The following is a 12,751-nucleotide window of genomic DNA, read 5'->3' as shown; positions in this document are numbered from 1 at the left end:
TGATGGTACTCGCTCACTTAACTGAAAATGAGCGAATAATTTTTCCTGATAGTCTTTCTTGCCTTGCATACCATGAAAGTACTAATTTCTGTGAAATTTTACAACTTTTTTTAGCTATATTTACTCTGAATTGTGCAACAGACACAATAGCGCAAAATTATATTGATTTAACACGTTTATCCTATACAAACACACCTTTAAATAATTTTGAAAATGATGTAGATAAAACCAATGTTGATGAGTTGAGTTTTAAATTAAATGTTCCTTTTAAACTTAACGATAAAACAACTTTTTTAACGGGTTTTTCACTTAACAAAACACAGTTAAAATTAGATTCTAATTTTTCTAACACATCTCTTTATTCTATTGGTTTAGATATAGGTATTTATCAAATTTATTCCAAAAAATGGGCTGGAACCTATTTGTTATTACCAAAAATATCTTCTGATTTAGGTACTATAACTAGAGAAGATTTTCAATTTGGACTATTGTCATTATTTACTAATACAAAACGAGATAACTTAAAATATAAATATGGTTTATATGTTAATTCTGAAAAATATGGTACTTTAATTATTCTATTAATTGGGCTGTATTATATAAGTCCAACTAAAAAGTTTGAATCAAACATCTTACTACCTGCTCAGTTTGATATTAATTATCAGCTATTTACCAAAGCTGTTATTGGAATGAATTTTGACGGATTAAGTTCAACTTATAATTTAAACAACTCTATGTATTCGGCTAAAGGTGAATATGTTGCGAAAAGCTCTAATGAATTATTTGCATATTTAGGATTTCATCTAACCAATTCACTATATTTAAAAACTAAAGTGGGATATTTATTTAGTAGAACCTTTAAGGTGTACAATTCAAACGATAAAATAAATTTAGCACTAAGTTCTTTATATTTTGGAGACAACAGAACACAATTAAATCAAAACTTCGATACAGGAAGTGTATTTAAATTAGAACTAATTTATAGAGTTCATTTTTAACGACCCAATTAGAAATTTTTAGGCATAAAAAAACCTACCAAAATATTGATAGGTTTAACTCTAAAAAGTTTAAGCGTATATGTTAAATTACTTTTACGTTTACTGCATTTAATCCTTTTTTGCCTTCTGATAGATCGAATTCAACTTCATCGCCTTCACGAATTTCGTCTATTAATCCAGAAATGTGTACAAAATGTTCTTTATTTGAACCTTCTTCAGTAATGAAGCCAAAACCTTTAGCGTCATTGAAAAATTTTACTGTTCCTCTACTCATGATAATACTATTTAATTATATTAATATTTTTAACTTTCCAAATATAGTGCCAAAAAATTGAATTATAGCTAAACTATTTAATTATTTGATGATTATTTTTAAAAATAAGTTATTTCAGTAATAAAATTACCAATTTATTGGGACATAATCTTTTAAAAACTTTCCACACCAATGTTTTCCAGTATTAATGCCATCAAATAATGGATCCAAAACACGTGCTGCACCGTCAACAATATCTAATGGAGGTTGAAAATCGTATAATTCTTGTTTCATTTTTGATAAATCAATTGGGTCTTCATCAGTAACCCAACCTGTATCTACGGCATTCATAAAAATTCCATCTTTGGCTAAAGTGCCTGAACTTGTATGAGTTAGCATATTTAAAGCTGCCTTGGCCATGTTGGTATGAGGATGCCTATCTTCTTTAAAAAGTGGATAAAATTTACCTTCCATCGCAGAAACATTAATAATGTGTTTCTTCCCCGTATTATCCTTTTTCATTACTTCGGAAAGTCGATTACACAAAACAAATGGAGCTACAGAGTTTACCAATTGCACTTCAATCATTTCAGTTGTTTCTATCTCACCTAATTTTAATCTCCAACTATTAATTTTTCTCAAATCTACTTGTTGTAAATCTGCATCCAATTCTCCAACGGGAAAAACCTCTTTAGAAACCAGTGCATTATCAAAACTATATGGAATTTGTGATAATTTTGCCGATGCTCTAATACCCATACCTGGCTCTGAACCATGCCACGAAACAGGTAAATTTTTAGTTGTTGAAAACCCTGATGTAATTTCTTTTAATTCATTCAATAAGTTAAGGTGATCAACCAGTAGTTCTTTTACATTTTTGGGTAATAAATCTATTGAACTTTCTTCATTGCTCATTAGATGTTGATAAAATCCTGAAGGTCTACGCACTGTTTGTGCAGCATTATTTATTAAAATATCCAATCGCTCATATTTTTGCTCAATAAAATTGCAAAATATTTCAACACTTGGAATATGCCGTAAATCTAGCCCGTGAATTTTTAATCGATGACCCCATTCCATAAAATCATGCTCTTTTGAAAAACGTAATGCCGAATCCACCGGAAAACGTGTGGTTGCAATAACAGTAGCTCCGCCACGCAACAACATTAAGGTAATATGATAACCTATTTTTAAACGTGAGCCTGTTATAACTGCTATTTGATCTTTAACATTTGCTGTTTGAAATCGTTTAGCATAGTTATAATCACCACATTTAGTACACATAGAATCGTAAAAATGATGCACTTTTATATACTCCACTTTGCAAACGTAACAATTTTTAGGAGTTTCTAATTCCAATTGTTCTTTACTTTCTAAATCAGAAATTCCAAGTAATTTTGGAGCTATAAAAACAGCTGCTTCTCTTGCATTTCTAATCCCTGTTTCTTTTCTTGCACTTTTATCTTTAGCATCTAATTTTCGTTTTGCAGCTTTTTTACCATCTTTCTTTCTTCGCGAAAACTCATCTCTATTTGGTCTCGATAGCATTCCTGCCATTTTTATCAATTCAGTTCGTTGCTTTTTTTCAATATCAAAAATTTGACTAGTATCGGTTACTAATTGTTCTAATATAGAAATACAAAGATCTATTTCTGCTGAAGTCAATGCAGTTTTTATTCCTTTTACCTCCTTCTCCATATTAAATATCTCGTATTAATTTCTATAAAATAAGGCGCAAATATAGTTTTAAATATTGGTTGCTATTTGTTTTTTGTAATCTAGAGAATAAAAGTTTAATCAAAAAAAGAGGCTCAATGAAAAGTGAAGTTATCGCCAAACTGAACTAAGGGCTACTTCAAACTCTTTACAAACAGCCTCTTTTTATAAAAAATTCATTTATTCTGAAATTAACTCAAGCCCTTGATTGATACCTTTTTCAATTGCGGGCACACCACTTTGCATCCAAATTGGTTTAGGGGCAGCTTTTAAAAAATGATCAAAAAATTGAGCCATTCTTATGTTAAAATCTTTTCTGTTTTGAAATTTTAAAGGCCAATGTGGTTCATCATTATAATTTAAAAACCACGAAGGTTTACCCAATCTTCGTAACGCTGTAAAAAATTCAATTCCTTGATACCAAGGTACATGACCATCGGCATCGTTATGCATTATTAAAAGAGGTGTATTTATTTTATCGATATTAAAAATTGGAGAATTTTCTACATAACGCGTTGGAAAATCCCAAGGTGTTCCTGCAATTCTACTCTGTGTATGTTCGTATTGAAATTGTCTGCTCAATCCAGTTCCCCATCTAATTCCTCCATAAGCACTAATCATATTTACCACAGGCGCACCAGATTCTGCAGCCTTAAAAATATTAGTTTTAGTAACTAAATAAGCAATTTGATATCCTCCCCAACTATGCCCTTGAACGCCAATATTATTTTTATCAACAAACCCTTTTTCAATAAGGGAAGTGATTCCTGGAATAACACAATTATAGGCACTTTCTCCAGGATAACCTTCTCTATAAATAATATCTGGATTAAAAATTAAATAACCCCTACTAGCATAAAAACTGTAATTTATTGTTGATCTCCCAGCAGCAGGTGCTTTATGACTGTATAAATCATCAGAACTACGCTCGTAAAAATTAACAATCATTGGGTATTTTTTAGTAGGATCAAAATTTTCTGGTTTCACCAATAGTCCTGTTAGATCAATACCATCTAATGAAGTCCAAGTTACCAATTCTATAGTTCCCCAATTATAATCATTTTGTTGTGGATTAGCATCACTAATTTTAATTTGATTTTTAAAACTAAGATCTGTATAAAGTATATTTGGAAATTCCTCGAAAGTTTCTTTTGAAAAAATTATAGCATCACTTAGTTTCGACTTTATCGGATTTGAATATTTAAATTTTCCTTCAACAAGTTGTTTTCCTATGTTGATATTAGGAATAAACTCAAAAAAACCAGCACTTTTATCCATTTCATTAAATGTACTTAACAACCAATTCTTCTTTTTATCTAAAAATCGTTCTTCACTATCTAATTCAACAAACCTAAAAACTGTTTTACTTTCTCTCCCTTTTGTAAGTCTTGTTCCATTACCATTTTTGGGGTTAAACTCCCAAATATCATAGCGGTCGTACAAAATTATAGATTCATCATTTTTTGTCCAACCAGCTAATCCATAGGAATTTGGATAATCTGGCACATCATTTAATTCATCATAAAAAACGCTGTTCTTAATAAGATTCACTAATTTTCCAGAAGCTATCTCATATAAAAACCAACTACTTTCTGCCGAATTAAAACCAAATGCGAATTTACCTTCAGGACTCAGTCTAATTCTTCCTTTAACATTGGTTAGTATATTTTTTGTCCTACCATTTTCAATAGTTACTATCGCATAATCTCGAGCTCCACTTCCCTCCCATTGACTGACTAATTCATAAGGTAACGAGTTATTTGCTAAGGCATAAGCGCCATTTCCTTCATTGCCAATTTCTACATTTGGATAATTTTCTGTACCTAACTGAACCAATTTATTATTATTTAAATGAATGGCTGTTCTAAACGATTTTTTCTTATCGTCAGCAACTTGTAATTCTTGTTCGGTATACAAACGTGGTTCATCAAAAGTCCAAACTTCAACATTTACAATTTCTTCATCGAGTAATGTAGTGTCTTTTACTATTGGAGGCTTTGCTAACCCAAAATATAATTTTGAATTGTCTTTTGAAAATTCAATTTTCCCGTCTGAAGAAACAATAAATCCTTTTGGTGAAGTTGTAGCATCAAGAATTTTTTTAGCTTTTTCATTGCCTTCATGCCAAACATAAAGTTCATTTGGTCGTATTTGTACCTTTGTAGTATCTGCATCAACAATAAATGCCAATTTTTTACCATTATCATTAAATGTAAGTTGCTTATATTTGGCTTTTTCAGAAGTAAAAATAGAAGTTAATGTATTGTTTTCTAGGTTAAAAACATAAACTCCCTCTTTTTCAGTAGAATCTTTACCCGTTGAAGAAAAAGTTAAGTGTTTTCCTTCTTTTGCAAACGAATAATTTGTAACAAATTTAAACGTGTCTTGCCGTGTTGTAATCAAATTTCTTAAAACCAAATGATAACCGTTATCTTCATTAACTTTTTTAGGTGGTTTTATTTTTTTTGATTCATTTTCAGGTTTTTTTTCTTCTCCTTTTTTAACTTTTTTTGATGGCTCTACTTCATCTAAAAGGTATGCTACAAAACCGGACCATTTTGATGGTATTTTATATGATTTTACATTTCCAATTTTAGTAAATGTTTGATTGTTCAAATTATAAATACCCAAAGTATCTTTTGGTATTTTATTTTTTTTGACTTTTAGCCGTTTAAGCTCCTTAATACTATCTGCCCATGGTTTAATAGTAAAAAATACATTCTTTGAATCGTAAGAAAATTGACCTTTTGAAGCTCTATCATATTCAAAAATTAAAGAAGCATCTGGTTTTTTGATTTTCAATTTAGAATCCTTTTCTCCTTTTTCCAAAGAATATATAATATATGAACCATTAGGGGCTATAGATTCATCTTTTATAGTATTCCAAATATCAAAATCTTTGTGATCCAGTATTTTTTTTTGTGAAAAGGCGCTAACTGCAAATACAAACAGAAGAATTGTAAAAACTTGTTTCATTATTTAAATATTTATAAATAGCTATAAATATAAATGAAAAGATAAAATAGTGTAGCATAAATGTAAAAAAAAATACCTAATTTATAAAACACAATACGCTTTTGAATACTTGTCACAATAGCATTGTTTTTTTTGGCAAATTACAAACCTACCAATCTATTGGCATATAATCTTTTAAGAATTTTCCACACCAATGTTTTCCTGTATTTATGCCATCTATTAATGGATCCATAACTCTTGCAGCACCATCTACAATATCTAATGGAGGCTGAAAATCGTGAACTTCTGCTTTCTTTTTGGATAATTCAAAAGGATCTTCATCTGTAACCCAACCAGTATCCACAGCATTCATATAGATACCATCTTTCGCAAACGAAGATGCTGATGTATGCGTTAACATATTTAAAGCAGCCTTAGCCATATTTGTGTGAGGATGACGATCTTGCTTTTTAAATCGATGAAATTTACCTTCCATGGCAGACACGTTAATAATGTGTTTTTTTCCAGTATTTTCTTTCTTCATGATGTTTGAAAGACGATTGCAGAGCACAAAAGGAGCTACAGAATTTACAAGTTGAACTTCTACCATTTCGGTAGTTTCAATTTCTCCTAATTTTAACCGCCAACTATTGGTTTTACGCAAATCTACTTGTTGCAAATCAACATCCAATTTTCCTTCTGGAAATACTTCGCTTGCTGTTAAAGAATTGTCGAAACTATACGGTATTTGTGATAATTTTGCTGATGAACGCAATCCGATTCCTGGCTCTGGACTATGCCATGATACTGGTAATACATTGTTTTTACTACTTGCATCGGCTTTACTGCTTAAATTAGCTAATTCTTGCAAGCAACTATAATGGTCTTCCATCAGAGCTTGAGCGTTTTGAGGTAATTTTTCAAAGGGAAGTGTTTCATTTTCCATTAAATGAAAATAAAATCCTGAAGGTCTACGCACAGTTTGAGCGGCATTATTTATTAAAATATCTAAACGTTCGTACTTTTGCTCAATGTAATTACAAAAAATTTCGACACTTGGTATATGTCTTAAATCGAGACCGTGAATTTTTAATCTGTTTCCCCATTGTTTATAATCATCTTCTTTCGAAAATCGAATGGCAGAATCTGCTGGAAATCTAGTTGTTGCAACAACCGTAGCTCCTGCACGTAATAACATTAAAGTAATATGGTATCCAATTTTTAAACGCGAACCTGTAATAACAGCAACTTGACCAGTTAAATCGGTAGTTTGAAAACGTTTTGCATAATTATAGTCGCCACAATCTAAACACATTGTATCATAAAAATGATGCAATTTAGTGTATACTGCTTTACATACATAACAGTTTCTGGGTGATTCTAACTCATTTTCTTCACTATTAATTTGTGCTGGAGCGAGTAATTTTGGAGCCACAAAAATTGAAGCTTCTCTAGCACTTCGTATCCCTGTTTCTTTACGAGCATGTTTGTCTCGCGCAATCATTTTTCGCTTTGCAGTTTTATGTGCATCTTTCTTCCTTCGTGAAAAATCATCCTTCGCTGGTCTCGAAAGTTGACCAGCTGCTTTAAGCAATTCAATTCTTTTTTCTTCGGTAAGTTCAAAAAACTGATGAGAATCTGAAATTAACATATTTAATGTTGCAATACATTCATCAATTTGCTTTAGAGTCCTGCTTTTATTTATTATTTCAGGATTTTTCTCCATAAATAAATCTCTTATTAAATTTTATTAAAAAAAAATGAAATTATACAATAGTTACTCTCACTTTTTTATTTTTCAACTTGCTGTTATTCAATGTAGTTACAAGCTCTTTTGCAAGAGTAATTGGCACAGCCACGAAAGCACAATCTTGCTTTAAATCAATTAATCCTAACTGATCTTCGGTTAAATTTCCTTGTTTAAAAAACATTCCTGCTATATCTCCTTTTGAAATTTTATCTTTTCTTCCGCCAGAAATAAACAAAGTTTCCCAATATTGAGGCGTTCTTTTAACCTTTTCTTTCATTTTTTCTACACTCGAACTTTTAACAAATTCAGGTAAAATTTCTTCTTCCCATTTTAGCACATATGCAGTTCCTTTAGAATCTACTCGTGCGGTTCTTCCATTTCTATGTGTAAATTCATCAACTATTGAAGGAACTTCATAATGCACTACAAATTTCATTTCTGGAATATCTATTCCTCTTGCTGCCACATCGGTAGCAATAATAACCTGATAAGTTCTATTTTTAAGTTTAATTAAAGATCGTTCTCTTTCTTGCTGATCCATTCCTGCATAAAAACAACCATGACTAATTTTACTTTTAGTCAAAAAATCACTTATTTTAACAATACTTTCTTTGTAATTACAAAATACAATTCCTTGCTCATTTCCCACATAAATTAATAATTCTAAAAGCGTTTTTAATTTACTTTTTGAAGGTGAAACAACCGTTTTAATTGTTAATTTTTTATTTTTTAGTTGAAGGTAATCAAGTATAATTGGCTGATCTAAACGAATATACCCAGGAATTTTAGGTGCTGCTGTGGCAGAAGTTAAGATCCGTTTATTTATGCTTGGCAAGTAACTTAAAATATCTTTTATTTCACCATCTGATGCCACTTCAAAAGATTTATCAAACTCATCTATTACCAATATTTTAATGAATTTTGTAGAAAAGCGTTCTTGATTAAAATGATCTGCAATCCTTCCCGGTGTTCCAATAAGTATAGCTGGTGTATGTTTTAATTCAATTTTATCTTTAGAAATTGCTCTACCACCATAAATTGCATTCACTTTATAACCTGATCCCATAGAGCGCACAACTTGTTCTATTTGTATCGCTAATTCTCTAGATGGAACTAAAATTAAAGCTTGAACCTCGGTGCATTCTGGATCTAATAAGGTAATAATTGGTAATAAAAAAGCCAACGTTTTACCCGATCCTGTTGGCGAAAGTATGATGGTGTTGGTTGTTTTATCAATAACAGACAGGGCCTCTTCTTGCATCGTATTTAATTCAAAAATATTCAACTTTTCAAGAATATCCTGTTGCTCTTTTATTGTATTTGCCATAAATTTTATATTAACTACCTATTTTTATTCGATTTAATAACTTCTTCTTTTAAATTCGTAGAATTTGTACTTTGTAAAAGATAGTTTGCTACTACTTTCTCTATAAGTTCTTCTTTAGTTAAATGATGAAAAATAGTGTGAATTTTATTTTTAAACTCAGGTGAAACTGTATGATTAGGTTTGGTTTTAAATATTTTTTTAGCCCACAAAAGTCCATTATTTTCTTCAATACTTTGCGCATCAGCCTTTTTAAATTCTTTAAAGGTTATTCCTAAGGCTTTTTCAAAATCTTTTAATTCCTCAATTTCTTCTTTTTGTAACACCGTTAACGAAAATCCATTAGCCCCTGCTCTTGCAGTTCTGCCGCTTCTATGCACATAAGTATCATACACATCTGGCAAATGATAATTTACCACATATGATATTTCTTTTACATCAATTCCTCTAGCAGCCAAATCTGTTGCAACTAAAATATTGATATAACCTGCTCTAAATTGCTCCATAATTCGATCTCTAATTGGCTGCGTTAAACTTCCATGAATTGCCCCTGAGGAAAATTTATTGATCGCTAAGTTTTTCGCTAATTTATTTACAGCAGCTTTAGTTTTACAAAAAATGATACCTCGTTCTCCTTCTTTTGAAGCTAAAAAATGCATTAAAACATCCAGTTTTTCAATAGGTTCAACAACAACAAACTGGTGATCAATTCCTTGATGACCAACAGTTTCCATTTCAACACTAACCTGAATTACATGTTTAGACATATAATTTTGCACCAATTGTTTAATGGTGCCAGGCAATGTGGCAGTAAACAAAAATGTTCGTTTATTTTTTGGAAGTTCTTTTACTATTTCATCTAAACCATCTTTTAAGGAGCTAATCATTTCATCTGCCTCATCAAGCACTAAATAGTTAGCATTTTTGATATTGATGGCATTACGTTTTATCAAATCAATCAATCTTCCGGGAGTAGCAACTACTAAATGTGTATCACTTTTCAAACGCTCCATTTGAGGTTTAATTGAAATTCCTCCACAAATTGAGGCTATAGAAACAGTTGGTAAATAAGTAGCAAAAGAAATTAAATTAGTATATATCTGCTGCCCTAACTCCCTTGTTGGAACCAAAATAACAGCCTGTATGCTTTTATTATCTTTATCAATCAATTGCAACAATGGCAAGCCAAAAGCAGCAGTTTTACCTGTCCCCGTTTTTGCTAAGCCTACAAAATCATCCTTTTGGAATAATAATATTGGAATTGTTTTTTCTTGAATTTCTGTGGGTTTAGAAAATTTTAAATCGGCTAAACTTTTTTGAAGTGGAGCTATAATTCCTAAATCTGAGAACTGTTTTAACATAAAATAAATTTCGGCAAATATAGGCACTCTTTTTCAGTGAAGCACAATTAATCATACTTCAAACAAATTATACTTTTGATTTTTAAATTATTAAGAAAAAGAATTATTTAGAAAACCTAGAGTAAAGAATTAATTTCTTTTTGGTATTTATAAAAAAGACTCCTGTTAGTAACACAATTGCCGCAATAATAGATTGTTTGGTGATTTGTTCATTTAAAAAATAAGAACCTAAAAATAGGGCTATAATAGGATTTACATAGGTTGAGGTTGCTACTTTTTCAGGCGAAACAGTGCGCAATAAAAAATTAAATGCTGTAAAAGCTACAATACTTCCAAAAATAATAAGTAATAGCATCGAAATTTGAACAGAACTACTCCAAACAAATGGACTTGTCCACTGCTCTCCAAAGGCTAAACTTGCTATAATCAACATCACTCCACCAGTAACCATCTGATAACCCGTATTTACAAAAAAATTGGAATGTAAATCCGCTTTTGCAACAAATAAGCTTCCATAACTCCAACTTATCATACAAGCAAAAATCATTATCATTCCTAAAATAGTACCTTCCTGACTTATTAATTCCTTTTGTGCTACCAATAAATATATTCCTATAACACCTAATATGACACCAATAACAGACATTGGTTGTATTTTTTTACCCTGAAAAACACGCATTAAAATTAAAACAACTAATGGTTGCGCTGAAATTTCCAAAGCAGCAAACCCACTATCTACATATTTTAATGCCCAAACTACTGTACCATTCCCGAATGTTAGAAATAAAAATCCAGCTATAGCACTATTAAGTAATTGAATACGAGTTATGTACAAGCTAATTCCCATTAATTTTGAAATTAAAAAAATAAGTAATCCTGCACTTATAAATCGTACCGATGCTAACATAAACGGAGGTAACTCGTTTACAGCCACTTTATTAAGCATATAAGTTGATCCCCAAATAACATAAATCGAAAAAAAAGCGAGTATAATAAGAACCGTAATTCGAGACAAACCTATATAATTTTAAAATTTGATATTATTTTTTTTGAATCATCAATATTAAGTAAAACTATTTAATAAAAATTAGAAATGGAGCTTTTAAATTTATAGGATTAATTATTTTTTTGTTAATTTTGCTCCTTATTAAAATAATTAAATTTAACTTATTTTAATGATTAAAATGATATTTAAATAATTTCAGCTTTTATATTATTGCATCCGTTTAAATAATAAAATTGCAGAATATCCTTAATTAAAATATTAACCTAGATTACTGGGTTTCATAATGAAGAAAAGAATTTTAATAGTAAATAGCGGTGGAGATTGTCCTGGGATGAATGCTGTAATTAGAGCTATTGTTAAGCGTGCACATCAGGAATCCGATTGGGAAATTATAGGTAGCATAAATGGTTTTGACGGTATTTTATCTGAACCTCTTGAAATAATTCGGCTAACTGAAAAACGTGTCGAAGGTATCCATCCACAAGGAGGAACTATTTTAACAACAAATAATACGCGCAACCCATATAACTATCCAGTAGTTCAAAAAGATGGATCAATTAAAAATGAAGATGTTTCAGATAAACTTATATACAATCTTAAAGTTTTTGGTTTTGATGCAGTTATCCATATTGGAGGAAATGAATCTCATAAAATTTCACTTAAATTATATCAAAAAGGCGTAAATATAGTTGGAATTCCAAAGACAATTAATAATGATTTAGCAATAACCGATTATTCATTTGGCTTTCAAACGGCCGCTCAAGTTGCAACTGAAGCTGTTGATAAATTAATAACTACAGCAAGATCACACAATCGTGTTTTAATTTTGGAAGTTATGGGGAGAGATGCAGGTTGGATTGCCTTACATGCAGCAATTGCAGGAGGTGCAAATGTTTGTTTGATTCCTGAAATACCATTTAATATGGAAAAGGTTGTAAAGAAATTGACTTCAAAATATTCAACATATGGTCGTGGTTATGCAAATATTGTTGTAGCAGAAGGTGCTCATTTCAAAGATGGAGATGGTAAGATTATTCAAGGAAGTATTGCTCGAAAAATTGCGGCAAAATTAAAAGAAATAAATTTTGAAGCTGATGTTAGAGAAACTATTCTTGGTCATTTACAACGTGGAGGAAGTCCTATAGCATTCGATCGCATTTTAGCAACAGAACTAGGAGTGAAAGCCTTTGAATTAGTAAAAGAAAAGAAATTTGGAACTATGGCTATTCATAAAAATTCTGAATTATCACAAATATCTTTGGAAAAAGTTATAAATCAATATAATAAAGTTGAATTATCACATAATTTAATTCACACCGCTAAAGGAATAGGCATTAGTTTTGGCGATTAATATTTATTTTAGAATAGACAATAATATAAAAAATATA

Annotated in this window: 9 protein-coding genes; 2 read left to right on the top strand and 7 right to left on the bottom strand. The window is 30.5% G+C overall.

Translation table 11 applies throughout. The annotated features are described in order from the left end of the window. Positions 1–998: DUF6268 family outer membrane beta-barrel protein (locus Q8S45_RS08595; RefSeq protein ID WP_305603724.1), on the top strand; the 998-nt coding region annotated here is incomplete at its 5' end. A gap of 82 nt (positions 999–1,080) precedes the next feature. Here Q8S45_RS08595 and Q8S45_RS08590 read toward each other — a convergent pair. The 7 genes from Q8S45_RS08590 to Q8S45_RS08560 form a co-directional block, all read right to left on the bottom strand. Next, the gene (locus Q8S45_RS08590) at positions 1,081–1,272 is read right to left on the bottom strand and encodes a cold-shock protein (RefSeq protein ID WP_305603722.1); all 192 of its coding nucleotides are present in this window, start codon (positions 1,270–1,272) and stop codon (positions 1,081–1,083) included. Between the two features lie 126 nt (positions 1,273–1,398). After that, the gene (locus Q8S45_RS08585; RefSeq protein ID WP_305603721.1) at positions 1,399–2,949 is read right to left on the bottom strand and encodes an SDR family NAD(P)-dependent oxidoreductase; all 1,551 of its coding nucleotides are present in this window, start codon (positions 2,947–2,949) and stop codon (positions 1,399–1,401) included. 198 nt (positions 2,950–3,147) lie between these two features. After that, positions 3,148–5,943, bottom strand: coding sequence for a S9 family peptidase (locus Q8S45_RS08580; protein ID WP_305603719.1), 2,796 nt, complete (start codon positions 5,941–5,943; stop codon positions 3,148–3,150). Positions 5,944–6,091: 148 nt separating this feature from the next. Continuing rightward, positions 6,092–7,648, bottom strand: a complete 1,557-nt coding sequence (locus Q8S45_RS08575; RefSeq protein ID WP_305603715.1) for an SDR family oxidoreductase — start codon at positions 7,646–7,648, stop codon at positions 6,092–6,094. Between the two features lie 40 nt (positions 7,649–7,688). Beyond that, complete coding sequence (locus Q8S45_RS08570) at positions 7,689–8,999, bottom strand: DEAD/DEAH box helicase (protein WP_305603714.1); 1,311 nt, start codon at positions 8,997–8,999, stop codon at positions 7,689–7,691. Positions 9,000–9,013: 14 nt separating this feature from the next. Next, positions 9,014–10,357: a DEAD/DEAH box helicase gene (locus Q8S45_RS08565; RefSeq protein ID WP_305603711.1), complete on the bottom strand. Its 1,344-nt coding sequence runs from the start codon at positions 10,355–10,357 to the stop codon at positions 9,014–9,016. Between the two features lie 103 nt (positions 10,358–10,460). Beyond that, positions 10,461–11,378, bottom strand: a complete 918-nt coding sequence (locus Q8S45_RS08560; RefSeq protein WP_305603727.1) for an EamA family transporter — start codon at positions 11,376–11,378, stop codon at positions 10,461–10,463. Positions 11,379–11,646: 268 nt separating this feature from the next. Here Q8S45_RS08560 and Q8S45_RS08555 point away from each other — a divergent pair, with 268 nt between their 5' ends. Further along, positions 11,647–12,714, top strand: a complete 1,068-nt coding sequence (locus tag Q8S45_RS08555) for a 6-phosphofructokinase (protein ID WP_305603708.1) — start codon at positions 11,647–11,649, stop codon at positions 12,712–12,714. Positions 12,715–12,751 lie beyond the last annotated feature (37 nt).

It is taken from the genome of Lutibacter sp. (genome assembly GCF_030692605.1).
Classification (GTDB): Bacteria; Bacteroidota; Bacteroidia; order Flavobacteriales; family Flavobacteriaceae; genus Lutibacter.
Note: the sequence above shows the minus strand (reverse complement) of the source record. Positions and strands in the feature narration are given on the sequence as shown.

Excerpts from the sequence above, each read along its gene's own strand:
- Q8S45_RS08590 (WP_305603722.1), bottom strand. The coding sequence starts at position 1,272 with ATGAGTAGAGGAACAGTAAAATTTTTCAATGACGCTAAAGGTTTTGGC.
- Q8S45_RS08585 (WP_305603721.1), bottom strand. The coding sequence starts at position 2,949 with ATGGAGAAGGAGGTAAAAGGAATAAAAACTGCATTGACTTCAGCAGAA.
- Q8S45_RS08580 (WP_305603719.1), bottom strand. The coding sequence starts at position 5,943 with ATGAAACAAGTTTTTACAATTCTTCTGTTTGTATTTGCAGTTAGCGCC.
- Q8S45_RS08575 (WP_305603715.1), bottom strand. The coding sequence starts at position 7,648 with ATGGAGAAAAATCCTGAAATAATAAATAAAAGCAGGACTCTAAAGCAA.
- Q8S45_RS08570 (WP_305603714.1), bottom strand. The coding sequence starts at position 8,999 with ATGGCAAATACAATAAAAGAGCAACAGGATATTCTTGAAAAGTTGAAT.
- Q8S45_RS08565 (WP_305603711.1), bottom strand. The coding sequence starts at position 10,357 with ATGTTAAAACAGTTCTCAGATTTAGGAATTATAGCTCCACTTCAAAAA.
- Q8S45_RS08555 (WP_305603708.1), top strand. The coding sequence starts at position 11,647 with ATGAAGAAAAGAATTTTAATAGTAAATAGCGGTGGAGATTGTCCTGGG.